Consider the following 25,721-nt stretch of genomic DNA (forward strand, 5'->3'; position numbering starts at 1 on the left):
TTCTGGCAGCAGCCTCCGTCCCTTCCGCTTGTCGATCCGCTCGGGCGTCGCGCTTGCCGGATCTGATTTATGCGTCCGCCGTCGCATCCGCGATTCCCGCCAGCGGATCGTCCTCGAAGGGATCAGCGGCGCGCTTCGGCTTGACCAGCGGTTCGGGACGCACCGGATGGGAAAACAGCATGTCGCGCCCCGCCTGCAGCCCTTCGGAGACCTGCAGGGCGAGCCGCGCCTCGTCGCGCTTGCGGATGTCCTCGCCGATTTCATAAGCGTCGGTTTCGGAGACACCGAGCGCCTCCAGCGTCCGTCTTCCGAACAGCAGGCCCGATTCCAGCGTCTCGCGCAGCTCGTAATCGATCCCCTTGTTGCGCAGTTCGATCGAATGGATGCGGTCGTAGGAGCGGACGTAGAGGCGGGTGTGCGGATAGTCGGCCTGCACCAGCTCCACCACTTTGTCGGTGATTTCCTTCTTCTGCGTGCAGACGAGCACGATTTTCGCCCGGTCGATGCCGGCCGAGCGCAGCACGTCCTTGCGGGTGCCGTCGCCGAAATAGATGCGGAAGCCGAATGAGGAGGCCTGGCGGATGCGGTCGGCGGAAAAATCGATGACGGTGACGCTGCGCCCGCCGGCCAGCAGGATTTGGGCGGCGATCTGGCCGAAACGGGAGAAGCCGACCATCAGCACGTCGGCGCCGGCACCTTCGAAATCCTCGTCCAGCTCCTCCTGTTCATCGCCATTGAGCAGCCGCTTCGACAGCGCCGCGCCGATCGGCGTCAGCGCCATCGACAGCGTGACGATTGCGACCAGCAACGATGCCGTGCTCGTCGACATCAACCCGACGACGCCCGCCGTGGTGAACAGCACGAAGCCGAATTCGCCGCCCTGCGGCAGCAGGAAGGCGATGCGGATCGCATCGTTGTGCGGAGATCCTGATATCCGGCAGAGGCCGTAGATGATGATCGCCTTGACGGCCATGACGATCGGCACCGTGACGATGACGAAGAGCGCATTGTCGAGGAGGACGCCGAGCTCCAGCGACAGGCCGACGGCGATGAAAAAGATAGCGAGCAGCACGCCGCGGAAAGGCTCGATATCGGCCTCAAGCTCGTGCCGATAGGAGGATTCGGCGAGCATCACCCCGGACAGGAAGGCGCCCATCGCCATCGACAGTCCGGCAAGCTGCATCAGGCTGGCCGACCCCATGACGACGAAGAGCGCCGCCGCGATCATCGCCTCGCGCGCGCCGGTGCGGGCGATGATCTGGAAGAGCGGCGTCAGCAGATAGCGCCCCATGACGATCATCGCCGCCACGGCGCCGAAGGCCACGGCAAAATCGGAAAGCGGCGCATTGCTGCCCTTGCCGCTGCCGTCGAGAACGGTGATCAGCGCCAGGAGTGGCACGATCGCCAGATCCTGGAACAGCAGCATCGAGAAGGAACGCTGGCCATATCGCGTGTTGACGTCGCCGTCGCCCTCGAGGATCTGCATGGCGAAGGCGGTAGAGGACAGCGCCAGGCCGAAGCCGGCGACGATGCTGCCGCGCCAATCGAGGACGTGGGAAAACCAGGCGAGCCCGGTCAGCACCAACCCGGTCACCACCACCTGCGCCGTGCCGAGTCCGAAAATGTCGCGCCGCATCTGCCAGAGGCGGCTGGGTTTCAACTCCAGTCCGATGATGAAGAGCAGGAAGACGACGCCGAGCTCGGCGACGGCAAGGATCTGTTCGCCATCGGTGATGCCGTGGAAGACCGGCCCGATGACGATGCCGGCGGCGAGGTAACCGAGCACCGTGCCGAGCCCGAGCTTCTTGAAGATCGGTGCCGCCACAACCGCGCCGCCGAGCAGCAGGATCGTTTCGGAAAAAAGGTCGTTGGGCGCTGACATGCTGACAATTTCTTTCGACGGCGGGAAACATCCTGGCAGCCCTGACGAAGAATCGGCGGCGGCGGCCTTGATGCCAGGGAGAGTGCACAATAAATGGAAGCCGAAGGAAAGGCCAAATCATGTCCTCTGAAATCGATTCCTCGACACTTCTTTCCCGCGCAAGTCAATTGATCGATCTGGCAAGGAAGGCAGGAGCCGACGCTGCCGACGCCGTCGTCGTCCGCTCTCGCTCGCAATCGGTCAGCGTCCGGCTTGGCAAGGTCGAGGGAACGGAATCGTCGGAAAGCGACGATTTTTCGCTCCGCGTCTTCATCGGCAAGCGCGTCGCCAGCGTTTCGGCCAATCCGGGCTTCGATCTCCAGGCGCTGGCCGAACGTGCCGTCGCCATGGCCAAGGTTTCGCCGGAAGACCCATACGCGTGCCTGGCGGACGAGGCGAACCTTGCCAAGTCCTATCCCGACCTGCAATTGCTCGATGCCACGGAAGTGTCCTCCGAGATGCTGCGCGAGGCCGCTCTTGCCGCCGAGACGGCAGCCCTTGCGGTCACGGGCGTCACCAATTCCTCCGGCGCCGGCGCGTCGGCCGGCATGGGCGGCCTCGTTCTCGCCACATCGCACGGTTTCCAAGGCAGCTACATGGCCTCCCGTTTCGGCACCTCCGTCAGCGTCATCGCAGGCGAAGGCACCGGCATGGAGCGTGACTATGATTTCGACAGCCGGCTTTATTACGCCGAGCTCGACGATCCTTCCGAAATCGGCCGCCGCGCCGGCGAACGGGTGGTCAAGCGCGTCAATCCGCGCCAGGTGCCGACCGGCAAGAACGTCACCGTCGTCTTCGATCCGCGCGTCGCCCGCGGTTTTGTCGGCCATATCGCCGGTGCGATCAACGGTGCTGCCGTCGCCCGAAAGACCAGCTTCCTGCGTGACAGGATGGGTCAGCAGGTGCTGAAGTCAGGCCTGTCGATCACCGACGATCCGCTGATCGTGCGCGGGCCTTCCTCGCGTCCTTTCGACGGTGAGGGCGTGTCCGGCGAGCGGCTTGTCATGATCGAAGACGGTGTCCTGAAGCACTGGTTCCTCTCGACCTCGACGGCCCGCGAACTCGGCCTTGAGACCAATGGCCGCGGCGTGCGCGGTGGCAGCGCCGTCACGCCGTCTTCCACCAATCTTGCGCTGGAGCCGGGCGACATCTCGCCGGAGGAGCTGCTCCGCAGCATCGGCAACGGTTTTTACGTCACCGAACTGATCGGCCACGGTGTCAATATGATCACTGGCGAATACAGCCGTGGCGCCACCGGCTTCTGGATCGAGAACGGCGAACTCACTTTCCCGGTGTCCGAGGTGACGATCGCCTCGAACCTCAAGGACATGTTCATGCGCCTGACGCCGGCAAATGACATCGACCGCAAGTTCGGCGTCGCGGCTCCGACCTTCGCGATCGAAGGCATGACGCTCGCCGGGCAGTAAAAAAGGGGCAGCAGGAATGGAATGACGGGATGAGCGTTAGGGAAAAGCTCCGCTGGCAGAGCGATCTCGCCTTGATCGCCGATGCTGCGAAGGAGGCCGGGGCGGTCGCCTACGGCTTCTTCAACCAGTCTCCCGAGGTCTGGTGGAAGAACGGCGACCGCTCTCCGGTCAGCGCCGCCGATTTCGCCGCCAACAAGACGCTTGAAACGATCCTGCGCAAGGCGCGGCCGGATTATGGCTGGCTGTCGGAGGAAACCGAGGACGATGAAGAGCGCCTCTCGCGCGAGACGCTGTTCATCGTCGATCCGATCGACGGCACCCGCGCCTTCCTCGGCGGACAGAAGGTCTGGTGCGTCAGCGTCGCCGTCGTGCATCGCGGCCGCCCCGTCGCCGGCGTGCTCTATGCGCCGGCGCTCGAGGAGCTCTATGAGGCCGTCGATGGCGGCGTGGCGCTGAAGAACGGCATGCCTTTCACCGTTTCGGCCGCCGGGCCGGACGAGATGAGCCGGCTTGCGATCGGCGAAGACCTGTTGAAGACATTTCCGCCGGCCTTCCGCGGCCGGGTGAGACGCGAGAAATATGTCCCGTCGCTTGCCTATCGCATCGCCATGGTGGCGGACGGCCGTCTCGAAGGCACCTTCGTCAAGGGCAATTCGCATGACTGGGACCTTGCCGCCGCCGATCTCGTTCTGGCCTGCGCCGGCGGCGGCCTCGTCGACCTCGACGGCAAGCCGATCGTCTATAACAGGGCGGACGTCACCCATAAGGTCCTCTGTGCGGCCCCGGTGCCCCGCATCGATGAATTCCTCGCGGCCTTTGCCGGGCGAGGAGACGGTTGACGTTTCCGTCAAAATCCCGCAGATGAGGTGGCGGAGGAACTAGGCAGAAAGAGAACAAGAAAATGACTGACTCCGGTGACAAGAAGCAGCTTTTGCACCTCGTTTTTGGCGGCGAACTGAAAAGCCTCGAAGATGTCCAGTTCCGTGATCTGAACGGCCTCGATATCGTCGGCATCTTTCCCGACTATGCCACGGCGCTGACGGCCTGGAAGGCGAAGGCGCAGCAGACGGTCGACAATGCGCATATGCGCTATTTCATCGTCCACATGCACCGTCTGCTCGATCCGCAGCAAAAGGCTGGGGGCAACTGACCTCGGCAGCCGCCGCCAGCCGAGCGGGCCTTTGTGCATCGGGCGCCCGTCGATCCGGATCGTTTGACGCATTCTGAACAAATTGATCGGCCATTCCGGCCGCAACGATAATAAGGGAATGGGTTTGATGTCGATCGTCTTGGGTCGGAGGCTGGCGCGATGAGCTCCCGCATGGCGCGGCTCGGTCTGAGCACATACCGTCTGGCGGGAACCATCGCTTCTCCGGTCGTCGGCCTCTATCTGACCTACCGCACGGCCAAGGGCAAGGAAGACCGGGCGCGCCGCCTGGAGCGCTTCGGCTATCCAAGCGCCAATCGGCCGCAGGGCCCGCTCGTCTGGTTCCATGCCGCAAGTGTGGGCGAAACCAATGCCGTCATTCCGCTGATCCGCGAAATCCGCCGCCGCGATATCCATGTCATCCTGACCACCGGCACCATCACCTCCGCCAGGCTCGCCGCCGAGCGCCTCGGCCAGGAGGCGATCCATCAATATGTGCCGCTGGATCTGAAACCCTCCGTCAGCCGCTTCCTCGATTATTGGCAGCCCGATTGCGCCATCATCGCCGAATCCGAGATCTGGCCGGCGACCGTGCTGGAACTCGGCCGTCGCCGCATCCCGCAGATCCTGGTCAATGCCCGCATGTCGGACCGCTCCTTTGCCCGCTGGCGCCGCCGCCCGTCGATTGCGGAGGCCTTGTTCGAGAACCTCGCCCTCGTCATCGCCCAATCCGATGTCGATGCCGAGCGATTCCGCGATCTCGGTGCCGTTCCCGTCATCACCTCGGGCAATCTGAAGGTCGATACCGACGCGCCGCCTTATGACAGCGCTGTCTTCGCCCGCTACAAGAAGCAGATCGGCGATCGCAAAACCTGGGCGGCGATCTCCACCTTCGACGGCGAGGAGAATGCTGCCGGCATCGTCCATCGCGCCCTGAAGGAGCGCGATCGTCAATTGACCATCATCGTGCCCCGCCATCCCGAGCGCAGCGACGAGATTGAGGCAGCGCTCGTCAAGCAGGGGTTGAAAGTCGCCCGCCGCACCCGCGACGATGTCCTCTCCGCCGATGTCGATATCTTTCTCGGCGATACGATCGGCGAAATGGGGCTTTATCTCCGTCTGACTGAAATTGCTTTCGTCGGCCGTTCGCTCTTTGCCGAAGGCGGTCAGAACCCGTTGGAGCCTGCCATGCTCGGCTGCGCCATCCTCTCCGGCGGCAATGTGCAGAATTTCCGCGAGGCCTATCAGAAGCTCGCCCGCAGCGGCAGCGCCCGCATGGTGCGCGATACCGAAATGCTGGCCAAGGGCGTGCATTACCTGCTGACCAACGATGGCGCCCGCCGTAACATGATTGAGGCCGGCGTCGCCACCGTGCACGAGATGCGCGGCGCGCTGTCGGCGACGGTGAAGGGGCTCGAACCCTATATCAATCCGCTGACGGTCAAGGCGCGTTTGTTGCCCAAGGCCGCGGCCCAGGTCTGAGGAGACGCGATGTCGGGCCCGGCGCACATCAAAGGCATCCTCTTCGACAAGGACGGCACGCTGCTCGACTATGATGAGAGCTGGCTGCCGGTCAATCGCGAGCTTGCCCGCATCGCCGCTGAAGGCGACCCGCTTCTGGCCGACCGGCTGCTGTCCGCCTGCGGCATGGATCCGGTCAGCGGCCATATCGTTCCCGACAGCCTGCTCGCCGCCGGCAATACAAGGCAGATCGCCGAGGGTCTCGTCGCCGCCGGATCGATGGTCGATATCGGGGAGTTGACGATCCGTCTCGACGACCTCTTTTCCGGCGCCGCTGAATTTTCCGTGCCGGTGACCGACCTTGCCGGCTTTTTCGCAAGGCTGCATCGGCGCGGTTTCAAGCTAGGTGTTGCCTCCAGCGACAATGAGCGCTCCATCCGCCAGACGGCGGAGCGCTTCGGTTTCGCCCGCTATGTCGATTATATCGCCGGCTACGACAGCGGCTTCGGCGTCAAGCCGGAGCCGGGCATGGTGCTCGGCTTCTGCGCTGCGACCGGTCTTTTGCCTGAAGAGGTCGCAATGGTCGGCGACAACAATCACGATCTGCACATGGGCCTGAATGCCGGTACGGGACTGAGGATCGCCGTGTTGACGGGAACCGGCTCGCGCGATTCCCTTGCTGCGGCGGCCGATCATGTGCTCGACGACATCACCGCCCTTGAGACGCTGCTGCCCGATCTGCAGCCGGCCTGATCGGTAAAGGCTTGCATTTTCATCGATTTTAACTTCTCAATCCGGCCGGAAAACGAAATTCTCTGGCCGGGCGGGGAGCGGGACGGCAAAATGATTTCAGAAGCGCCGCCGTTCTGGTGGAGGAAAGCCGATTGGCGGGCTTGGCTGCTGGCGCCGCTGTCCTTTCTTTACGGCCGTATCGCCGGCCATCGCATGGCCCATGCGCGCCGTGCCTCGGTTTCCGTTCCCGTCATCTGCGTCGGCAATTTCACCGTCGGCGGCGCCGGCAAGACGCCCACGGCGCTGACGCTCGCCCGCGCCGCCAAGGCGAAAGGCCTGAAGCCCGGCTTTCTCAGCAGAGGTTACGGCGGCTCGCTCGACGTGACGACGGTGGTCGATCCCCATCATCACCGGGCGGTCGCCGTCGGCGATGAACCGCTGTTGCTCGCCCAGGAGGCGCTGACGGTGATTTCCCGCCGGCGCGTCGACGGTGCTCGGCGTCTGGTCGCGGAAGGCGCCGATCTCATCATCATGGATGATGGGTTTCAGAGCGCCCGGCTGGCGATCGACTATGCGCTGCTCGTCATCGATGCGACCCGCGGCCTTGGCAACGGCCATATCGTCCCGGCCGGCCCGGTCCGCGCGCCGATCCGCCAGCAGCTGCGGTCGGCGACGGCGCTGCTGAAGGTCGGCGGCGGCAATGCCGCCGACGGCATCGTCCGCATGGCGGCACGCGCCGCAAAGCCCTATTTCACCGCTTCGCTCAAGGTGCGCGGCGACGACCGGCTTTCCGGCATCAAGGTGCTTGCTTTCGCCGGTATCGCCGATCCCGCCAAATTCTTCCGCACCGTCGAATCGCGCGGCGCCGAAATCGTGGTCGCCAAGACCTTCGGCGACCACGAGCACCTGACCGAGGAGGAGATCGACGATATCCTGACGACCGCCGAGCGCCAGGACCTCCTGATCGTCACCACGTCGAAGGATTTCGTTCGCCTCTCCGGCCATCACGGCAAGGCGGAGCAACTGGCGCAAAAATGCCGGGTGATCGAAGTCGACATGATCTTCGAAGATCACCTCGCCCCGAGCCTGATCATCGATCGGGCGATCGTCGCCTGTCGCGAGCGACGTCTAGAGCATTTCAGCTTTTAACGGAAGCATAGCCTGCGTTTCGGAAGTAGTTTGAGCATTCGTCTGGTGCAATGGCTCTGGTGAGGAATCCGATGTGCCTCCAGGTGTCCTCGATTGTTCGCTTTTGGGCGTGGCGCATCCAGTGCTTTACCTTTGAGAAGGCCTGCTCGATCGGATTGAGGTCCGGAGAATATGGCGGCAGATACCAGAGGCGCGCACCGGCGGCTCGGATCATCTGTCGGATAGCGTCGGACTTGTGGGAGCCAAGGTTGTCCATGATGACGATATCGCCAGGCTTGAGGACCGGCACAAGCAGTTGTTCGACATAGGCGCGGAAGCATTGCCCGTTGATCGGCCCGTCGAAGACGCAAGGGGCGGTCAAACGATCGTACCTGAGAGCCCCGAGGAAGGTTAGAGTGCGCCAATGGCCGTGAGGGGCAAAGCCACGCAAGCGCTTTCCTTTCTCTCCCCAGCCATAGAGTGGTGCCATATTGGTCTTGATCCAGGTTTCATCGATGAAGACCAATCGTTTGGGATCGAGACGATCTTGCAAGCCGCGCCAGCGTTGCCTGCGGCGAGCGATGTCAGCGCGGGCCTGCTCAAGGGCAAACAGCGTTTTTTTTGAAGCGCAGTCCTTCGCGGCGTAGATACTTCCAGATCGTGTCGTGGGAGACCTTTACACCCTTCGATGCCAACTCCGCCTTCAGTCCATGCAGCGACAGATTCGGGGTCTGGTGGAGCCGCTCGAGGATGAAAGCGCGATGTGGCGCAAGAACGAACTTGCGATGACCGCCCATCTTTGAGGGCGCAACCGAGCCGCTCGACCGATAGCGTTGCGACCATTTCACAGCCGAAGACACGGCAATCCCGAACCGCGCAGCGACGGATCGGCAGCTCTCACCGGCGACAATTGCCATCACAACGCGCTCGCGCAGATCATTCGAAAGAGGTGCTGTCATCCGATGCTGGCCTCCTTTTCCAGCCAGCATCTTGAATCACAAATCCGAAGCCTTGGGAATCCCACGGGATTCAACAAAAAACGGAAACGCTCTAAGGGAATTGAAAGGTAAGAGCTAACGTCGCTGGTTCGGCAGCACGCCGGCGCGTTTGTCGGCTTCGATCGCCGAGATTACGTCGGCATAGGGCTCCTGCCGGGCGACGCTCCAGTAGCGCAGCTCGTCGAGCGGGATGTTTTTTCCGGTCATCGCGCAGACGACGTAGGAGCCGGGCGAGAGAATCTGGAAATCGCCGTCGAGATAGCGGATCTTCGCCTCGCGGTTTCCGTGCCCTTCGAACAAATTCATGCGCTCCGTTCCCTGCAACTTGTCATCCGTCTGCCATACTCCCGCATGAAGGGCTTTGCCAGCTTTTTCAGCTTCTGCCGAAAAGCCGCTCGATATCGCTGAGCTTCAATTCGATATAGGTCGGCCGGCCGTGATTGCACTGACCGGAGCCGGGTGTTACTTCCATTTCCCTCAGCAGCGCGTTCATTTCCTCCGGCCGCAGCCGCCGGCCGGAGCGAACCGATCCATGGCAGGCCATGGTCGCCGCCACATATTCGAGCTTGGCCGACAGGCCCGACGCCGTATCCCATTCGGCGATCTCGTCGGCAAGCTGGCGGATCAGGCCATGGGCGTCGACCTCGCCGAGCATGGCCGGCGTTTCGCGCACCGCGATCGCCCCGGGACCGAAGCGCTCGATCGCCAGACCGAGTTCGGCAAACTCTGCCGCATGCAGCATCAGCCGGTCGCAATCTTCTTCCGGAATGTCGACGATCTCTGGAATGAGCAGCACCTGCGAGGCCAGCCGCTTCGAATGCAGCGCCTTGCGCATCGCCTCGAACACCAGCCGCTCATGCGCCGCATGCTGATCGACGATGACGAGCCCGTCCTCTGTCTGGGCGACGATATAATTGGCGTGGATCTGCGCCCGTGCCGCGCCGAGCGGATAACGCCCGACGGGTTCCGGCGCGGCCGGGCGAGGAGAGGCCAGGCCGGGAGACACGGGGTCGGGAGAAAATTGCGGCTCGGCCCGTGCGGTCGGCATCGACAGACCGTCGAAGGATGCCTGCGGCCGTTCGGAAAAAGCCGGTGCCGGCTGGTAGGGGCGGGAAGGGGAGGTCTCCGCCGACCACGGCGCCTGTGGCCGCTGCCCATAGGGCGGGAAACCGGGGCGGAAGGCGCGCAGCATATCACTCGCGCCGGTCGTTGCCGCCCGGCTGCCGTCGCGCGCGAGCGCCTCGCGGATGGCGCCGACGATCAGGCCGCGCACCAGCCCGGGATCGCGGAAGCGCACGTCGGACTTGGCCGGATGCACGTTGACGTCGACGAGGGCCGGATCGAGAGCGATCGACAGCACTGCCACCGGATAGCGCCCGGACGGGATCGTCTCGGCATAGGCGCCGCGGATCGCCGAGAGGATCAGCTTGTCCTGCACTGGGCGGCCGTTGACGAAGGCATATTGATGGGCGGAGTTGCCGCGATTGAAGGTCGGCACGCCGGCAAAGCCGGTCAGCGCGATGTCCTCGCGTACGGCGTCGAGCGCAATGGCGTTGTCGCTGAATTCCTTGCCGAGAACCTGCGCCATGCGCGCCAGATGATCGTCGCCCGTCGCCGGAAATTCCAGCGTTGCGCGGTCAGAGCCGGACAGCACGAAGCGCACGGCGGGAAAGGCGATCGCCATGCGTTTGACGATCTCGGTAATGGCGCCGGCTTCGGCCTTCTCCGTCTTCAGGAATTTGAGCCGCGCCGGCGTGGCGAAGAACAGGTCGCGGACTTCGACGATCGTGCCGGGATTGGCGGCGGCCGGCCTCAGATGCAGGACCTTGCCGCCGGCAACGGCGATCTCGTGGCCGCCGGCGCTGTCGCGCTTGCGGCTTGCGATGCTGAGCCTGGCCACGGACCCGATCGAAGGCAGCGCCTCGCCGCGGAAGCCGAGCGTTCTGATATCCTCGAGCGTCTCGGAGATCTTCGAGGTGCAGTGGCGCCTGATTGCCAGCTCCAGATCGCCGGCGTCCATGCCGGAGCCGTTGTCGCTGACCCGCAGCAGCGCCTTGCCGCCGCCTGCCGTGGCGATCTCGATGCGCTTCGCCCCCGCATCGAGCGCGTTTTCGATCAATTCCTTGGCAGCGCTCGCCGGCCGTTCAATGACTTCGCCGGCGGCGATCTGGTTGATGAGCGTTTCGGAAAGCTGTCTGATGGCCATGGGCTATTTTCGGGGATTCGCGGCCTGGAGGGAAGGGCTTTCCGATCGCTTGGCAAAACTGTGATCCGCGGCTGCCCCGAATTCGGGGATTGGCAGTGTTAAGCCGGTTTTAACAGAAAAATGGCATTTCTAATCAATACCCTCCGGAAGCCGCGAAATCAAACAGATGTGGGACGAAATGGAATGAGTGCCGGCTTCGAAAAGGCGGACACATCATCAGAGACCGACGGGACTCTCGCCGGAGCCGATCTGCAGACGGCGCTCTTCGATGCGGTATGCGACAGCCTTTCGGCAGCGTTCATCATCTACGACAAGAACGATCATCTGATCTTCGCAAGCCGCCAGATTCTCGAATTCTTCCCCTTGCCGTCCGAGATGCTGAAGCCAGGCATCCGGCTGCGCGATTTCCTGGGCGCGATCTACGATACCGGCGTTCGCCAGCAATATATCAGGCAGAGCGGCTCGCTCAGCCGCGAGGACTGGCTGTCGCAGAAAATCGCCTCGCATTGGCGCGAACGCTTCGAATCCGTCGAGCGACATGGCGCCGACAGCTGGGTCCGCTTCGTCAAGCGCAGGCTGCCGGGCGGTTACGGCGTCACCGTCGTCTCCGACATTTCCGAGGACAAGAAGCGCGAGGAGCAGTGGCGCTCGGACATGGAGCGGGTGCAACTCACCGAAGACATTCTCGATAACCTGCCGTTCCCGCTTTTCGTCAAGGATCGCAACCTCACCTATGTCGCGGTGAACCTCGCCTTTTGTGAGAAATACCAGAGGAGCGCCGACGAGGTGCTCGGGCGCAAGAGCGGCGATCTCTTCTCACCCGAGATCGCCAAGCGCTTCGAAGAAAGCGATCGTCACGTGCTGGAAACCGGCGAGATGTCGATCTCCCGCCAGCGGCAGATCTCCCGCGACGGCATCGAGCGCGACATCGTCAGCCGCAAGCATCGCATCGGCAAGCCCGGCCGCTATTTCCTGGTGTCGACCATGCAGGACCTGCCGCGCGACGGCGCCGATCTCGAGGAGTTCGACCGCGCCTCGGCGATCACCGCCTCCACCAACCAGAGTTATCGCCGCGCCTATGTGCCGGTGCCGAGCGCGGTGGAGCGCCGCGAGCCGGCGGCGATGGAGGCGATCGTTCCGGAGAATTTCTCCGGCCGCAAGATTCTCGTCGTCACCGCCGACCTTGCCGCCGAGACCGCCGCTCTGCGGACGCTGACGAAATACGGTTTCGAATCCTGCTCGGTGCGCGGCGAGGATGAAGAGGAGCGGTTCCTGGAAATCGCCACCTCCTCCGGCATTTCGCTCGATCTGCTGATCATCGACAATCAGATGGGCATGCGCTGCCTCGAGCTCGCCGAGCAATACGGAATTCCGGCGCTCGTCATGGACGGCTTTCAGATCGCCAACGAGCTCACCTTCCAGATCGCCCGCCATTTCAATCGCAACAGCCGCAACAACGGCAGCGGGGCGGACGCGGATTGGGAAATCAGCACTTCCGACGATACTGCCGGCCTGCAGGTTCTCGTCGCCGAAGACAACGATATCAATCAGATCGTGTTTTCACAGATCCTCGAGGGCCTCGGCTATCGTCATATGATCGCTGCGACCGGCGACGAGGTCGTGCGCCTCTGGGCCGAACACCGGCCCGGCGTGGTGCTGATGGACATTTCGCTGCCGGGCTTCAACGGCTTCGAGGCGGCGCGCCTGATCCGACAGATGGAGGAAGCCGGCCGCGCAGCCCGCACGCCGATCATCGGCGTGCTGACCCAGGCCTTCGAGCGCGATCGCGCCGAATGCGCCAAATCGGGCATGGACGACGTCATCATGAAGCCCGTCAGTCCCGACATGCTGGAGACGATATTTCAGAAATACCTGACGGAAGGGGCTGCGCCGGTTCGAGCGAGCGGATGAGACGGAAGTCCGGTCGCCGTCTCCCGTATACCGCAATCTCCCCAAATCTGGGTAGATCAGCCCGTCAAGGCAGCTGATTTACTAGCGAATTGTTAAGAAATGCCGGTCATTCTCTCCTCGGCTGCGGAGGGAAGCTCGGGTTTGGATGATGAAATCGGCGGAAACAGCTTCCTTGACCGTGAGTCACAATGAGCTTCAGGCGATGGCTTATACCGATCCGCTGACCGGGTTGGGAAACCGCAATCGCATGCGCGACAAGGTGCTGCAGATCTCTGCCGAGCGCGTCAGCGATCCCGCTCCCTTCACGATCGGCATCGCCAATCTCGACAGCTTCAAGCCGATCAACGATCTTTTTGGCTCCTCGGCCGGCGATGAGATCCTTTGCCAGGTCGCCCATCGGCTCAGGGCCTGCATTCCGGACGGGGCGCTGGTCACCCGTCACGATGGTGACGAATTCGCCTTCGTGCTGCCGTTGATCTTCGAGCGGGCGAGCGCCGAAAAATTCGGCCAGATGATCCGCGAGGTGCTGTCGGCGCCCTATGACCTCGGCGACCGCAATGTCCGTCTCTCCGCCTCCTTCGGCTTCGCCATCTACCCGTTCGCCGGAGAGGATTGCGAGGAACTGTTGAAGAGCGCCGAAACCGCCCTCTATCGTTCCAAGCGTCGCGGCCGCGGCCAGATCACCGTCTATTCGCGTGAAATCGCCCAGGAGATGAAGCGCGCGACACAGCTGGAGCAGGCGCTCAGAAATGCGATCATCTCCGACGCGATCGACGTTCATTTCCAGCCGATCGTCTCGCTCGGCAACAATCAGGTCGTCGGCTTCGAGGCGCTCGCCCGCTGGAACGATCCCGATCTCGGTTTCGTGTCCCCCGGCGTCTTCGTGCCGCTCGCCGAAGAGCGCGGTTTCATCGACGCCCTGTCGGAGGCCCTGCTTCGCAAGGCCGCCGAAGCAGCCTTGTCCTGGCCGCGCGAACTCTTCCTGTCCTTCAACCTCTCTTCGGCGCAGCTGATGGATCCCGGCACGAGCGGCAGCATCCTGTCGATCCTCGGCCGGGTTGGTTTCGATCCGCACCGCCTGGAACTGGAAATCACCGAGACGGCGGTGATGGGTTCGGCCGATACCGCCCATCGCATCATCGCCGATCTGCGCGCCGCCGGCGTTCGCATCTCCCTCGACGATTTCGGCACGGGCCAGTCGAGCCTCGGGCGTCTGCGCGACTTCATCTTCGACAAGATCAAGATCGACCGCGCCTTCGTCTCGCGCATCAATTCCGACCGCGCCTCCGAACACATCATCAAGGCGATCCTTTCCATGTGCGAAGGCTTGGAGCTGGAAGTCGTGGCCGAAGGCATCGAGGATTATGCCGAGGCGGTGAAGCTGCGCACACTCGGCTGCGGCATGGGCCAGGGCTACCATTTCGGCCGCCCGGCCGATGGCATCGCCACGCTGCGCTTCCTGCACGAGAACTATTACGATATGGCGCCCGCCGAACGCGTCAGCGCATAAGCTATCCCAGCAAAAGTGCGCAGCGGTTTTGCGTCCGGGATTGCGTCAAGCGATCACCAAACAGCGATGGCGCCCCCAGGAGCGCCATCACCTACGCTATACTACCGCGCGCGCGGTTTACTTAGGCGTGGTCGAACCGGTTGCCGTCGTATCGGTGCCGGTTGCGGCCGGGGCCTTCTCTGCAGACTGCATTGCCAGCGTCTTGAACTCGGGCGCAGCCTTCAGCGATTCAGCGGTCTCGCTGGTTGTCAGCTTGAGACTGCCATCCTGGGTATTCTGGGCGATGGTGATTTTCTCCATCGGAACGGCGACATCCTTTTCGCCGATGCCGAGGAAGCCGCCGACGCCGACGATCGCAGCAACGATGCCGCCATCCTTTTTCATGATCAGGTCGTTGATGCTACCGATGCTTTCATTGTTGGCGTTGTAGACCGACTGACCGATATAGGTGTTGGCGCTGACCTGGTCCGGAGCCTGCTCCGTCAGATAGGTACCTTGAGCGACATCCGTGCTCGGTTTTGCAGCCGGAGCCTGTGCAGCGTCGCCTGCGGGCTTGGTGACATCAGGGGTGACCGGCTTGGGGGCAGCCGGATCGGCTGGCGCTGCCTGATTGGTCGCGGCGGGATCGGCAGGCTGCGGCGCCGTCTGCGAGAATGCCGCCGGTGCGAAAGCCGTGGCAAACAGCGCGCCAGCGGCAACGGTCGTCAAAAGTTTGCTTGTCATTTCGAACCTACTTTCATTTCCCTAGAGTGATCGCTGACTCGGCAATGCATCATCCTTGCCGCGCCGGTTCGAAGGGAAAATGAGCGGTGCGCCGATTGGTTCCGGTTGAAAACACGGAAAATTTCTCGATTATCACGGAACTTTTATTGGCGAACGGCCCGAAACGAAAAAGGCGCCCCACTCGGGAGCGCCTTGAATGGTGGCTGGCCGATACGGCAGTCACAGCACATAGACGGGATCGAACACGCCCTTGACCTCGATGCCGAGTTCCAGAAGCGCGCCGGCACTCGGTTGAGCCGAACGGGCATCCTCGTCAAGCCCTTCCCAGGCCGTCGTCACCGCCAGCCGGTCTGCATTGGCGCCGATGAAGGCCGGGCAGGAGGGCTGGACGGCGGGAACCTTGTAGCGCGAGATACGCAAGCCATCGGGATTGTAGCGATCGACGACGCCGGCGCCCCAGCGGGCATTCCAGATATAGCCGTCGGCATCGACCACCGAACCGTCGATGCCGCCGGGCTCGTTCATGCTGTCGACGAGCACGATCGGCTCGCCCGAGGGCAGGCCGGTCTGCGGATCGACCATGACGCGCATCAGCCGGTTGATGCGGGAATCCGTGTAGTATCCGACCGTGCCGTCCGGGGAAAAGCAGATTGAATTCGGGATGCTGATGCCGCTGAAGATCTTTGTCACCTTGCCGCCGGCAACATGATAGATGGCGCCGGCCTGGTTCTCCGCCCGCTTGCTCATCGTGCCGATCCAGAGTGAGCCCGACGGATGGGTGCGGCCGTCATTCGAGCGGTTCTCCGGTCTGTCGTTTTCGAGCGCCGCATAGAAGGTGAGGTTGCCGCTGGCCAAGTCGCGCACGAAAAGCCCTTCTTCGGTCGCGATCAGCTGCCGTCCGGCGTCGATGCGGGCCAGCACGCTTGCCATGACCGGCAGCGAATGGACCTTTTTGGCGCGCGTCGAAAGGTTGAGCTCGTGCAGCTCCTTGCCGAGGATGTTGAACCACCAGACGGTATCGCTGTCCGGATCATAGGTCGGACCTTCGCCGAGAACGGAATTGGTGTTGCAAAGGGTCTTGCCTTCGAACTCGTAAATGTCGGTCATACGTTCACGCTCCCATGGCTGCATCATAGGCGTAAATGGTCGTCTTGGCGCGCTCGGCAACCTCTGCCGCGGTCATTCCGGGCTTGTAGAGGCTGGTGCCGAGGCCGAAGGCTGAGATGCCGGCCTTGGTGTAATCGGCGAAGTTCTTCTCCGACACGCCGCCGACGGCGGCAATCGTCAGTTCCGGCGGCAGGATCGCCCGGATCGCCGTGATGCCGGAGGGGCCAAGAACGCTCGCCGGGAAGAATTTGAGACCGGTGGCGCCGGCCCGCGCTGCGGCGAGCGCCTCGGTCGGCGTAAAGACGCCGGGCATCGTCACCATACCATGTTCGCCCGCCCGGATGATCACCTCCGGTTCGACATTCGGGGTCACCAGCAGCTTGCCGCCGGCCGCATTCAGACTGTCGACAGCCTCCACCGTCAGCACCGTGCCGGCGCCGATCAGCACCTCGGCCGGCGCCATCTTCGCGGCAATCTCGATGGATTTGAACGGCTCCGGCGAATTGAGTGGGATCTCGATCGCCGTCAGGCCGTTTTCGATCAAGGCGCCGACGACGCTCTCGGTCTCGTCGGGCCGGATGCCGCGCAGGATGGCGATCAGCGGGCGCTTCATGTCGGGGAAGGGGATACGGTTCATCGTGTCAGCTTTCTCAATTCGGCCAGATGGCTTCGGCGGCTGCCGATAGGCCGCGGCGCACGGCCGCGTCGGCGTCGATGGCGGTGAAGGCAAGGGAGAGGGTGTTGAAAGCCTGCTCGTAGAGCGCCTGCAGGCGTCCGGAGGCGACGAGGGTGATGCCTGAGTTGGCGGCATCCTGCAGCGCGCCGGCAATTTCGAGGCCGATCAGTGTGCCGGAAAGCCGGGCCTGCGCTGATGCGGCGGAGATCCCGTGCAGCAGCTGGCCCGAACGGGCGGTAAACAGCAGATTGGAGGCAAGTGCCGGATGCGCAAAGGCCGCCGATACCGCCGCCTCGAAGGCAGCCGTATCCGCCGGCTGTTGTTCGGCACCCGACACGGCATGCGACAGGATCGTACTTTTACTGATCGCGTCGAAAAGTTCGCCGGTCATGAAGGTCGAAAAGCCGGTGACCTTGCCGTCCACGACATGCACCCATTTCGAATGCGTGCCGGGCATGCAGACTGCCTGCGCCGCGGAATTCGCGCGGCCGAGCGCGCCGAGAAGCTGGGTTTCCTCGCCGCGCATGACATCGGGCCTCGCCACATCCCGCTGGGCAAGGCCCGGCAGGATGCGGATGTCACGGCTTTCACCCGGCACGCGGACCGCCGCAGTGAGGATCGAGGCGAGCGGCGCGGGCACGTCGATATAACCGGCCTCGACCCAGCCCTGCCTTGCGCCGGCCATGCCGCAGACGATGACAGGCAGGCCTTCCGGCGCTTCGACAGCTGTAAGATGGCCCGACAGCACGGCGGAAAAGCCGGTCTTTGCCGCGCTGGTCATGCCTTCGCCGCTGCGGCGTTCGGCAAGGATGCTGCCGTCCCTGCCGATCAGCCAGAGCCGGAAACTGCTGGTGCCCCAGTCCACCGCGACATAAGCGGGATTAGCCATTACAAAACGCCTCCATCGACGATCAGGGACTGGGCGGTCATCGCCGCCGCGCAGTCGGATGCAAGAAACAGGCAGGGACCGACGATCGCATCGGCCTTGAGCGCGACTTTCAGGCATTGCTGCTCGACCGAGCGCGCGATGCTTTCCTCGGTGAGCCACAGCTGCATCTGCCGTTCGGTCACCACCATGCCGGGCAGGATGCAGTTGACCCGGATATTCTCCGGCCCGAGCCGGCCCGCCATGCTCTTCGTCAGTCCGACGACCGCCGCCTTCGCTGCCGCATAGGCGGGAAATCCGCCCATGTTCAGCTTGAAGGCGATCGACGACATATTGACGATCGCGCCGCCGCCGGCCGACCGCATCGACGGCGCCACCGCCTGCGAGGTGAAGAACACGTGCCGCAGATTGACCGCCTGATTGTTGTCCCAATAGGCCTCGGTCACATCATCAAATTCATGGCGGTCGTCCCAGGCGGCGTTGTTGACAAGCACGCGGATCGGCCCGGATGTCTGAACGACGGCATCGACCGTGCGCCGGATCGCCTCGATGTCGCGCAGATCGGCATGGTAGAAGAGCACCGGATGCGCCGTTTCCCGCGACAGTCTTTCGGCGAGTTCCCTGCCGGCCGTCTCGGCAATGTCGATGAAGGAGACCTTGGCGCCCTGGCGTGCGAAACCTTCGACGATCGCCGCGCCGATGCCGGATCCGCCGCCGGTCACGAGCACGGCGCGATCCTTGAACTCGGGAAATTGTGCTGCCACTGCGCTCACCGTCTCCTCCGGCCGCTGATGTTCCATTATTTGGAACTTAATTTGACTATGTGGAATTATCGGATTATGCTGGGCTTTCTGTCAAGGGCGCAGGCTTGCAAGCGCGAACCGATTGAATGGCACATAGACAATGACTTCAAGCGACGGCATGGCTCAGGCACGCGAGACCGGCACCCTCGGCAAATTGATGGTTCTCCTCGATCTCGTCACCCATGCGGATACGCCATTGCGCTTCACCGATATTCTGGCGCGGGCCGGCCAGCCGCGCGGCACGCTGCATCGCCAGCTCAGCCACCTGGTGGAGGAGGGGTTGCTCGAGCTTGATGGCGACGGCCGTTATGCGCCGGGCCTGCGCCTGCTCGATTTTGCCGCGCGCAGCTGGGCGCGCAACGAATTCCGCCTGGTTGCCGAACCGCACCTGAGCGAACTCCAGCAGGCGACCGGCGAGACGGTGCATCTCGGCGTTCTCCGGGGACAGTCGATCATTTATCTCGACAAGGTTGAAGGCCGTCAGCCGGTGCGCATGTATTCGCAGATCGGTAACGCGTCGCCCTGCTACTGCACTGGGGTCGGCAAGGCCGCTCTTTCGCTGCTTTCGCGAGAAACTCTTGTCGACCTCCTCGCCGGTCTGAGCTTCACCAGCTTTACCGCCTCGACCCATGCTTCGGCCGAGACGCTTACCGCCGAAATCCGCGAGATTGCCGAACAGGGCTATGCTTTCGACCGCGAGGAGCACGAGGCCGGCATCCGCTGCGTCGCCGCGCCCGTCTGGTCGGAGGATCGCACCTTCATCGGCGGCATTTCGGTCACCGGCCCGGCCTATCGGCTGTCGATGGAACTTCTGCGTCAGTGGGCCGTTCCCGTGCAGCTGGCGGCTGCAAGGATTATGGAGGGCATGCGCGTTCGCCTCGGCCCGCGCCGTTGACGGTCATCCCTTGCTCGACCCCCTTGCTGAGCATGCTTATGATGAGCGCGATATTGAGATTTACGGTCGAATCACGCCAAGTGGAATGGCCCGCGAAATCTGCAACCACGCATTGGCCGAAGCCTGTCCGCCGAGGCCGGCTCCACGTGATCCAACTCACGCTCCTCACGCCTCGATGCAACCAAACCGGCCGCGGCGCCGAAGATGAAAACTGTGATGGTACCCTTGTCGCAAACATCCACGGAAGAAGACGATTACATCAATGAAATCGCCGGCCTGAAGACGCAGTTCGATATTTTCCGTTTCTTGAAACGCGTCACGGAAGCTTATCGCAGCCGCGCCTTCATGGTTCTCAATCTGCCGCCGATCACCTCTCTCGACCTGCAGGGCAGCACCGTCATCACCAGTTGGCCGGCCGAGCTTCTGGCGCTCTACGACCAGGAAGCGCTGATGGTGAACAGCCCGGTTCTGAGGCGGCTGAGAACATCGACGCGGCCGTTCTTTTACGACATGTCGCGTGAGACCTGGTCGCGGGACGACGGCAAGTCCGCGCTGGTCACCGGGTTGTTCGAGCGTTTCAGGATGATGCGCGGCGCCTATTTCCCAACCCATGAGGCCTCCGGCCTGCGCGGCGCCGTCTCCTTCTCGGGCGATCGTGAACCGTTCAGCGCCGCCGAGATGCGCGAGCTTTGCTATATCGCCATCCATGTCTTCGACAGGCTTGCCGAAATCCGCAACCTTGACACGCGCATGACGGACTCGCTGACCGACCGCGAAATCGACTGCCTCAACTGGACGGCGGCCGGCAAGACCAGCGCCGAAATCGCGGAAATCCTGGCGCTGTCCGAGCATACGGTCAATCATTACCTCAACCGCGCCACCAAGAAGCTGGACACGGTCAACCGCACCCAGGCGGTCGCCAAGGCGCTGCGGATCGGCCTGATCAAATAAGTCGCAAAGATGGCGGCGCGCTGCGGGCGGCCGCTCAGTGCTTAGGCAGAAACGGGACGCGCCGCCGGCACTTCTGCGCGCTTTTCCCGATTTTTTCATCTGGCACGCTTTCTGCATCTCCTTTGCCAGAGGTCCAGAGGGGACTTTGATGACCAGCGCCAGGAAATGGCGCGGCCGACACACCGCTGCCCGACGCCGACGCCGCTTCTCTCCCGGCCCTCGGCGTCGGTGGCGGTTGTTGCCTTTTGGCACCGCTTCTTTCGCAGCTGTTGACGAATTCCTCTTCCCGATCACTTTTCTCTGGCCTTTTTTTCGGCTTGCGCTAGTTCGCCCCGCATTGCGCCGGTTCTCGGGGAGAGAGACCGTTGCGGCCATCAGGGCGAAAAGCCCGGCGGACTTGATGGCCGCAACGGCTTCGCGGGGTCCCCGCCGGCGTTTTCGACGCCGGCAAATCGAATTTTCCTCCCGATGATTTTGTTTGGCGAAGGCGTGCGGCTCCACTATCTCTACCGCATGATTTCATGTCTTGGTCGGAATCGGCCGAGACTAAAATCATGCGCGCGTCTTGAAAGGCGCGCGGCGCCGTAGTCTGCGAGAAGAAGCAATGAGGGTGGAATGACTGACGTCACGAAGGAACAGGTTCTCGAAACGCTGAAGACCGTGCGCGGACCGGATCTTGAACACGACATCGTCGCGCTCGGCATGGTCTCCGATATCTTCATTTCCGACGGCAAGGTCTATTTCTCCATCACCGTTCCGGCCGAGCGCGCCAAGGAACTGGAGCCGATGCGGCTCGCCGCCGAGCGCGTCATCAAGGAGATCCCGGGTGTCAAGGGTGCTCTCGTCACGCTGACTGCGGACAAGAAGGCGGCCGCCGCGCCCGCTGCCCGCCCGGCGTCGAATCCGCCCCACGGTCATCCCGGTCATGATCATGGGCAACACGCGCATGCGCCGCAGCAACAGCCGCCCCGAACCGGCAAGATCGGCGTCCCCGGTGTCGGCGCCATCATTGCCGTCGCCTCCGGCAAGGGCGGGGTCGGCAAGTCCACCACCGCCGTCAACCTGGCGCTCGGTCTGCTCGCCAACGGTCTTCGCGTCGGCATTCTCGATGCCGATATCTACGGCCCCTCGATGCCGCGGCTCTTGAAAATCTCCGGCCGCCCGACGCAGATCGATGGCCGCATCATCAATCCGATGGAGAATTACGGCCTCAAGGTGATGTCGATGGGTTTCCTCGTCGACGAGGAGACGGCGATGATCTGGCGCGGGCCGATGGTCCAGTCGGCGCTGTTGCAGATGCTGCGCGAAGTGGCATGGGGCGAGCTCGACGTCCTGGTCGTCGACATGCCGCCCGGCACCGGCGATGCGCAATTGACGATGGCCCAGCAAGTGCCGCTTGCCGGCGCCGTCATCGTTTCCACGCCGCAGGACCTTGCCCTGATCGATGCCCGCAAGGGCCTCAACATGTTCCGCAAAGTCGAGGTGCCGGTTCTCGGCATCGTCGAAAACATGAGCTATTTCATAGCGCCCGACACCGGTACCCGCTACGACATCTTCGGTCATGGCGGCGCCCGCAAGGAGGCCGAGCGCATCGGCGTGCCCTTCCTCGGCGAAGTGCCGCTGACGATGAACATCCGCGAAACGTCAGATGCCGGCACGCCGCTCGTCGCCTCCGATCCGAACGGCGTCGTCGCCGGCATCTATCGCGGCATCGCCGCCAAGGTGTGGCAGCAGCTCGGCGGCCAGCCCCAGCGCCCGGCGCCGGCGATCGTTTTTGAATGACGTCTCCGTTTATGGGCAGACTTCCAGGCCAGGGCGCGCGCATGACAGCAGAGCGCTGAGCCGCCGAATCACCGTTGCGATCACCCCGAATTGTGCAGGAAATGTGGTGAAAAGCCGCGCTTCACGGAAGATGTCTTGATTATTTCACGGCTTTGCTTCATATGCCGCGGCGCCATGATGGCATTGCTGCAGATGCTCAACGACGGCCGTCTTCGTTTCGAAGGTCCGGCCCGCCTGCAAGGTCGAAGGATGGGTACTGCGATGCGGTGGAGCACAATGGGCATGCTGGCTTTTGCGGCCGGATGCAGCCGGAGTTGTATGAACTTTCTTGATCTGCTTCCGTTTGGACCTGGGACGTGCCAGCCTCGCATTGCCGCGATGGCGGACGGATGGAAAGGCTTGCGATGAAGATGGCGATGACCACGAAGTGTCGTGAGCATCGGAGACGCTGCCGGTGATCACCGCTTACCGTTCCAATTGCAAATCGGTCGAGATCCGCGATCTCGGGCAGCCGGCATCCTTTCCCGAGGATGTCGTCTGGATCGACATGATCGAGCCGAGCCGCGAGGAGGAGCTTTATGTCGAGAAGGTTCTCGGCATCGAGGTTCCGACCCGTGACGATCTCAAGGACATCGAACCTTCGGCTCGCCTTTATATCGAAAACGACGCCGTCTTCATGACCGCTTCGCTGGTCTGGAAGGCCGATACCGACGCGCCGACGCTGACTGATGTCGCCTTCATCCTGGCCAAAAACCGCCTGGTCACCATCCGCTACGCCCAACCGAAATCCTTTGCGCTGTTTATCGCCGCCCTGCACCGGCTGCCGGAAAACTGGCGCAGCGGCGCGGCCCTTCTTGCCAAGCTGCTGGAGACGATCGTCGACCGGACTGCCGAAATCCTCGAAATCTCCGTCTCGCGCATCGACATCTTGTCGACGCATGTCTTCGGCAGGGCGAAAAAGGTCCGCAAGCCTTCAAACTACCTCGAGCAGAAATTGCGCGATATCGCCGGTCATCACCGCATGATCAGCAAGCTGCGAGACAGTCTCGGCTCGCTTTCCCGGCTTCTGACGTTCTTCTACACGATCCCGGCGATCCAGCAGGATCACGAGGCGAAGGAGCTCTGCCGCACCGTCTCACGCGATATTCAGTCGCTGTCGGAGCATGCCTCCTTCGTTGCCGCCAACATCACCTTCCTGCTCGATGCCTCGCTCGGCCTCATCAACATCGAACAGAACTCGATCATCAAGATTTTCTCGATCGCCTCGGTCGTGTTCCTGCCGCCGACATTGGTCGCCTCCATCTATGGCATGAATTTTCAGGTCATGCCGGAACTGGCCTGGACGGGGGGTTATCCCTATTCGCTGGCCTTGATGGTAATATCGGCCGTCATTCCTTTTTTCTTTTTTCGCTGGAAAGGCTGGCTCTGAGGAGCTTGTTGAAATTTCATGTCCGAAGAGAGCCATCCTCCGCACGAACGCCATATGACGCCACGCAAGCTGTTCTATCTCGCGCTCGGTTCCGTCGGTGTCGTCTATGGCGATATCGGCACGAGCCCGCTCTACGCTTTTCGCGAAGCGCTGAAGCCCGTCGCCCATGACGGCGTCACCCGTTTCGAGGTCATCAGTCTGATTTCGCTGATGATCTGGGCGCTGACCATCATCGTCACCATCAAATACGTTCTGTTCCTGCTGCGCGCCGACAACGACGGGGAGGGCGGCACGCTGTCGCTGCTCGCCCTTCTGATGAAGACCGCCAACGGTCATACCGCACTGCTGATGCTGCTCGGACTGATGGGCGCTGCCCTGTTCCTCGGCGATGCGATGATCACGCCGGCGCTTTCGGTGCTGTCGGCCGTCGAGGGTCTGAAGCTCGTCACGCCCAGCCTGGCGGAATACATCGTGCCGATCTCGGTGGCGATCCTGGTGCTGCTCTTCGTCGTGCAGTCGCGCGGCACCGGGGCCGTCGCCAAATTCTTCGGCCCGATCACCGCCGTCTGGTTCCTCGTCATCGCCGCCGCCGGCATTTCCCACATCTCCGACGATTTCGGCATTCTGGCCGCCTTCAACCCCTATTATGCGGTCAGCTTCCTGCTGCATGAGGGTTTTTACGGTGTCGTCGTGCTTGGTGCCGTCTTCCTGACGGTGACAGGCGCCGAGGCGCTTTATGCCGATCTCGGCCATTTCGGCCGTCGCCCGATCCAATGGGCCTGGTTCGCGCTGGTGTTTCCGGCGTTGACGCTGAACTATCTCGGGCAGGGCGCGCTCGTGCTCGGCAGACCGGAGACGATGTCCGACCCCTTCTATCTGATGTTTCCGCAATGGGCGCTGCTGCCGGTCGTCATCCTCGCCACCGCCGCAACAATCATCGCCAGCCAGGCCGTCATAACGGGGGCCTTTTCGCTGGTGCGCCAGGGCATCAACCTCGGCTTCCTGCCGCGCATGGAAATCCTCTTCACCTCGGAAACCAACACGGGACAGATCTTCTTGCCGTCGGTCAACGCCGTGCTGTTCTTTGGCGTCATTTTCCTGGTGCTGAGCTTCAAGACGTCGGACGCATTGGCGACCGCCTACGGCATCTCCGTCACGGGCGCCATGGTCGTCACCTCTATCATGGCCTTCGAATTCGTCCGCGCCCGCTGGAATTGGTCGCTGCCGGTCGCGGTGATCGCGCTCGCGCCGCTCGTCGTGCTCGAAATGATCTTCCTCGGCGCCAACCTTCTGAAGATCCACGATGGCGGCTATATCCCGATCCTGATCGCTACTGCCTTTACCGTCGTCATGTGGACCTGGCGCCGCGGCACCGCGATCCTGATGGAGAAGACCCGGCACACCGATATTCCGCTCGCCTCCTTCGTCAGTTCCATCGAGCGTAAGAGCGAGCATTCGCCGGCCCAGGTTCCGGGCACGGCGATCTTCCTGACCAGTGATCCGGAATCGGCCCCCGCCGCCCTGCTGCACAATCTCAAGCACAACCACGTGCTTCACGATCGCAACGTCATCCTGACGATCCGCACGGTCAACAAGCCGCGTGTACCGAGCCACGACCGCTACAAGGTCGAGCCGATTTCCGAACGCTTCTCGCGCGTCGAGCTGCTCTTCGGCTTCATGGAATCGCAGAACGTCTCGCAGGCGCTGGCAACGTTGCGCAAGACCGGTCTGAAGTTCGACATCATGTCGACCTCCTTCTATCTCGGCCGCCGCAAGCTGGTGCCGGATGCCAAGTCGGGCATGCCCTACTGGCAGGACCGGCTGTACATCGCGCTGGCCAACGCCGCCGCCAACCCCTCGGACTACTTCCGCCTGCCGGCCAACCGCGTCGTGGAGCTGGGCTCGCACGTTATTATTTGATGCGTGGGCAAAGACCCGCCCCAACCCCTGCCCACAAGGGGGAGGGGCTTAACTTGCCGCGACGACTTAACATATTTTCAACGTGTCGGAGGACCCGAGGCGGAACCC

At 62.8% G+C, this 25,721-nt stretch carries 22 protein-coding genes; 13 read left to right on the top strand and 9 right to left on the bottom strand.

Annotated elements, in window-relative coordinates; genetic code table 11:
- Window positions 1-67: 67 nt before the first annotated feature.
- Window positions 68-1,882 (bottom strand): monovalent cation:proton antiporter-2 (CPA2) family protein, encoded by a 1,815-nt coding sequence (locus tag Tal182_RS04370; RefSeq protein ID WP_085858211.1) that lies wholly within the window; start codon window positions 1,880-1,882, stop codon window positions 68-70.
- 119 nt (window positions 1,883-2,001) lie between these two features.
- On the opposite strand from Tal182_RS04370, the gene Tal182_RS04375 reads away from it, so the two are divergent.
- The 6 genes from Tal182_RS04375 to lpxK all read left to right on the top strand — a co-directional run bounded on the left by Tal182_RS04375 (window position 2,002) and on the right by lpxK (window position 7,837).
- Window positions 2,002-3,348 carry a TldD/PmbA family protein gene (locus Tal182_RS04375; protein ID WP_085858212.1) on the top strand — a complete coding sequence of 449 codons (1,347 nt, stop codon included), beginning with the start codon at window positions 2,002-2,004 and terminating at the stop codon, window positions 3,346-3,348.
- Between the two features lie 29 nt (window positions 3,349-3,377).
- Complete coding sequence (locus Tal182_RS04380) at window positions 3,378-4,187, top strand: 3'(2'),5'-bisphosphate nucleotidase CysQ (RefSeq protein ID WP_085858213.1); 810 nt, start codon at window positions 3,378-3,380, stop codon at window positions 4,185-4,187.
- Between the two features lie 62 nt (window positions 4,188-4,249).
- The gene (locus Tal182_RS04385) at window positions 4,250-4,498 is read left to right on the top strand and encodes a DUF4170 domain-containing protein (RefSeq protein WP_064800825.1); all 249 of its coding nucleotides are present in this window, start codon (window positions 4,250-4,252) and stop codon (window positions 4,496-4,498) included.
- A 159-nt stretch (window positions 4,499-4,657) separates the two neighbouring features.
- Window positions 4,658-5,977, top strand: coding sequence for a lipid IV(A) 3-deoxy-D-manno-octulosonic acid transferase (waaA, locus tag Tal182_RS04390; protein ID WP_064800826.1), 1,320 nt, complete (start codon window positions 4,658-4,660; stop codon window positions 5,975-5,977).
- A 9-nt stretch (window positions 5,978-5,986) separates the two neighbouring features.
- A complete protein-coding gene (locus Tal182_RS04395) occupies window positions 5,987-6,709 on the top strand; it encodes an HAD family hydrolase (protein ID WP_085858215.1) in 723 nt (240 codons plus the stop codon).
- Between the two features lie 90 nt (window positions 6,710-6,799).
- Window positions 6,800-7,837 carry a tetraacyldisaccharide 4'-kinase gene (lpxK, locus tag Tal182_RS04400; protein WP_085858217.1) on the top strand — a complete coding sequence of 346 codons (1,038 nt, stop codon included), beginning with the start codon at window positions 6,800-6,802 and terminating at the stop codon, window positions 7,835-7,837.
- Here lpxK and Tal182_RS04405 read toward each other — a convergent pair.
- The 3 genes from Tal182_RS04405 to mutL all read right to left on the bottom strand — a co-directional run bounded on the left by Tal182_RS04405 (window position 7,827) and on the right by mutL (window position 11,020).
- Window positions 7,827-8,775, bottom strand: a protein-coding gene (locus Tal182_RS04405; RefSeq protein WP_094299087.1) for an IS630 family transposase whose coding sequence is annotated in 2 segments (ribosomal slippage) — window positions 7,827-8,438 and window positions 8,440-8,775 — 948 coding nt in all. Because the reading frame shifts where the segments join, the coding sequence is not laid out codon by codon here. The genes lpxK and Tal182_RS04405 overlap by 11 nt on opposite strands.
- Window positions 8,776-8,889: 114 nt before the next feature.
- Window positions 8,890-9,120 carry a DUF2093 domain-containing protein gene (locus Tal182_RS04410; RefSeq protein ID WP_010010632.1) on the bottom strand — a complete coding sequence of 77 codons (231 nt, stop codon included), beginning with the start codon at window positions 9,118-9,120 and terminating at the stop codon, window positions 8,890-8,892.
- Window positions 9,121-9,187: 67 nt separating this feature from the next.
- Window positions 9,188-11,020, bottom strand: a complete 1,833-nt coding sequence (gene mutL, locus Tal182_RS04415) for a DNA mismatch repair endonuclease MutL (RefSeq protein ID WP_085858219.1) — start codon at window positions 11,018-11,020, stop codon at window positions 9,188-9,190.
- A 183-nt stretch (window positions 11,021-11,203) separates the two neighbouring features.
- Here mutL and Tal182_RS04420 point away from each other — a divergent pair, with 183 nt between their 5' ends.
- Together Tal182_RS04420 and Tal182_RS04425 are read left to right on the top strand one after the other, a co-directional pair.
- A complete protein-coding gene (locus tag Tal182_RS04420) occupies window positions 11,204-12,931 on the top strand; it encodes a response regulator (RefSeq protein WP_085858221.1) in 1,728 nt (575 codons plus the stop codon).
- A 145-nt stretch (window positions 12,932-13,076) separates the two neighbouring features.
- Window positions 13,077-14,441, top strand: coding sequence for an EAL domain-containing protein (locus tag Tal182_RS04425; protein ID WP_085858223.1), 1,365 nt, complete (start codon window positions 13,077-13,079; stop codon window positions 14,439-14,441).
- 117 nt (window positions 14,442-14,558) lie between these two features.
- Here the strand turns inward: Tal182_RS04425 and Tal182_RS04430 are convergent, their stop codons facing one another.
- From Tal182_RS04430 to Tal182_RS04450, 5 genes are all read right to left on the bottom strand, one after another.
- Window positions 14,559-15,164, bottom strand: a complete 606-nt coding sequence (locus Tal182_RS04430; protein ID WP_085858225.1) for a PRC-barrel domain-containing protein — start codon at window positions 15,162-15,164, stop codon at window positions 14,559-14,561.
- A 219-nt stretch (window positions 15,165-15,383) separates the two neighbouring features.
- Entirely contained in the window at window positions 15,384-16,271 is an 888-nt protein-coding gene (locus Tal182_RS04435) for an SMP-30/gluconolactonase/LRE family protein (RefSeq protein WP_064800833.1), read from the bottom strand.
- Between the two features lie 4 nt (window positions 16,272-16,275).
- Window positions 16,276-16,908 (bottom strand): 2-dehydro-3-deoxy-6-phosphogalactonate aldolase, encoded by a 633-nt coding sequence (locus Tal182_RS04440; protein WP_064809688.1) that lies wholly within the window; start codon window positions 16,906-16,908, stop codon window positions 16,276-16,278.
- Window positions 16,909-16,921: 13 nt separating this feature from the next.
- Window positions 16,922-17,836, bottom strand: a complete 915-nt coding sequence (locus tag Tal182_RS04445) for a 2-dehydro-3-deoxygalactonokinase (protein WP_064809689.1) — start codon at window positions 17,834-17,836, stop codon at window positions 16,922-16,924.
- Window positions 17,836-18,633, bottom strand: coding sequence for an SDR family oxidoreductase (locus tag Tal182_RS04450; RefSeq protein WP_064809690.1), 798 nt, complete (start codon window positions 18,631-18,633; stop codon window positions 17,836-17,838). The genes Tal182_RS04445 and Tal182_RS04450 overlap by 1 nt, the downstream gene beginning before the upstream one ends.
- A 103-nt stretch (window positions 18,634-18,736) precedes the next feature.
- Here Tal182_RS04450 and Tal182_RS04455 point away from each other — a divergent pair, with 103 nt between their 5' ends.
- The 5 genes from Tal182_RS04455 (at window position 18,737) to Tal182_RS04480 (ending at window position 25,613) form a co-directional block, all read left to right on the top strand.
- Window positions 18,737-19,531, top strand: coding sequence for an IclR family transcriptional regulator (locus Tal182_RS04455; RefSeq protein WP_064809691.1), 795 nt, complete (start codon window positions 18,737-18,739; stop codon window positions 19,529-19,531).
- Between the two features lie 216 nt (window positions 19,532-19,747).
- The gene (locus Tal182_RS04460) at window positions 19,748-20,482 is read left to right on the top strand and encodes a LuxR family transcriptional regulator (RefSeq protein ID WP_064809692.1); all 735 of its coding nucleotides are present in this window, start codon (window positions 19,748-19,750) and stop codon (window positions 20,480-20,482) included.
- Between the two features lie 615 nt (window positions 20,483-21,097).
- A complete protein-coding gene (locus Tal182_RS04465; protein WP_064800838.1) occupies window positions 21,098-22,264 on the top strand; it encodes an Mrp/NBP35 family ATP-binding protein in 1,167 nt (388 codons plus the stop codon).
- A gap of 454 nt (window positions 22,265-22,718) precedes the next feature.
- Window positions 22,719-23,693, top strand: coding sequence for a magnesium transporter CorA family protein (locus tag Tal182_RS04475; protein ID WP_064809693.1), 975 nt, complete (start codon window positions 22,719-22,721; stop codon window positions 23,691-23,693).
- 18 nt (window positions 23,694-23,711) lie between these two features.
- Window positions 23,712-25,613, top strand: a complete 1,902-nt coding sequence (locus tag Tal182_RS04480) for a potassium transporter Kup (RefSeq protein ID WP_064800841.1) — start codon at window positions 23,712-23,714, stop codon at window positions 25,611-25,613.
- Window positions 25,614-25,721 lie beyond the last annotated feature (108 nt).

Origin of the sequence: Rhizobium sp. TAL182 (genome assembly GCF_002117725.1) — a bacterium.
GTDB lineage: Bacteria > Pseudomonadota > Alphaproteobacteria > Rhizobiales > Rhizobiaceae > Rhizobium > Rhizobium esperanzae.

Coding starts and splice junctions, on each gene's coding strand:
- Tal182_RS04370 (WP_085858211.1), bottom strand. CDS start 1,882: ATGTCAGCGCCCAACGACCTTTTTTCCGAAACGATCCTGCTGCTCGGC.
- Tal182_RS04375 (WP_085858212.1), top strand. CDS start 2,002: ATGTCCTCTGAAATCGATTCCTCGACACTTCTTTCCCGCGCAAGTCAA.
- Tal182_RS04380 (WP_085858213.1), top strand. CDS start 3,378: ATGAGCGTTAGGGAAAAGCTCCGCTGGCAGAGCGATCTCGCCTTGATC.
- Tal182_RS04385 (WP_064800825.1), top strand. CDS start 4,250: ATGACTGACTCCGGTGACAAGAAGCAGCTTTTGCACCTCGTTTTTGGC.
- waaA (WP_064800826.1), top strand. CDS start 4,658: ATGAGCTCCCGCATGGCGCGGCTCGGTCTGAGCACATACCGTCTGGCG.
- Tal182_RS04395 (WP_085858215.1), top strand. CDS start 5,987: ATGTCGGGCCCGGCGCACATCAAAGGCATCCTCTTCGACAAGGACGGC.
- lpxK (WP_085858217.1), top strand. CDS start 6,800: ATGATTTCAGAAGCGCCGCCGTTCTGGTGGAGGAAAGCCGATTGGCGG.
- Tal182_RS04410 (WP_010010632.1), bottom strand. CDS start 9,120: ATGAATTTGTTCGAAGGGCACGGAAACCGCGAGGCGAAGATCCGCTAT.
- mutL (WP_085858219.1), bottom strand. CDS start 11,020: ATGGCCATCAGACAGCTTTCCGAAACGCTCATCAACCAGATCGCCGCC.
- Tal182_RS04420 (WP_085858221.1), top strand. CDS start 11,204: ATGAGTGCCGGCTTCGAAAAGGCGGACACATCATCAGAGACCGACGGG.
- Tal182_RS04425 (WP_085858223.1), top strand. CDS start 13,077: ATGATGAAATCGGCGGAAACAGCTTCCTTGACCGTGAGTCACAATGAG.
- Tal182_RS04430 (WP_085858225.1), bottom strand. CDS start 15,164: ATGACAAGCAAACTTTTGACGACCGTTGCCGCTGGCGCGCTGTTTGCC.
- Tal182_RS04435 (WP_064800833.1), bottom strand. CDS start 16,271: ATGACCGACATTTACGAGTTCGAAGGCAAGACCCTTTGCAACACCAAT.
- Tal182_RS04440 (WP_064809688.1), bottom strand. CDS start 16,908: ATGAACCGTATCCCCTTCCCCGACATGAAGCGCCCGCTGATCGCCATC.
- Tal182_RS04445 (WP_064809689.1), bottom strand. CDS start 17,836: ATGGCTAATCCCGCTTATGTCGCGGTGGACTGGGGCACCAGCAGTTTC.
- Tal182_RS04450 (WP_064809690.1), bottom strand. CDS start 18,633: ATGGAACATCAGCGGCCGGAGGAGACGGTGAGCGCAGTGGCAGCACAA.
- Tal182_RS04455 (WP_064809691.1), top strand. CDS start 18,737: ATGACTTCAAGCGACGGCATGGCTCAGGCACGCGAGACCGGCACCCTC.
- Tal182_RS04460 (WP_064809692.1), top strand. CDS start 19,748: ATGGTACCCTTGTCGCAAACATCCACGGAAGAAGACGATTACATCAAT.
- Tal182_RS04465 (WP_064800838.1), top strand. CDS start 21,098: ATGACTGACGTCACGAAGGAACAGGTTCTCGAAACGCTGAAGACCGTG.
- Tal182_RS04480 (WP_064800841.1), top strand. CDS start 23,712: ATGTCCGAAGAGAGCCATCCTCCGCACGAACGCCATATGACGCCACGC.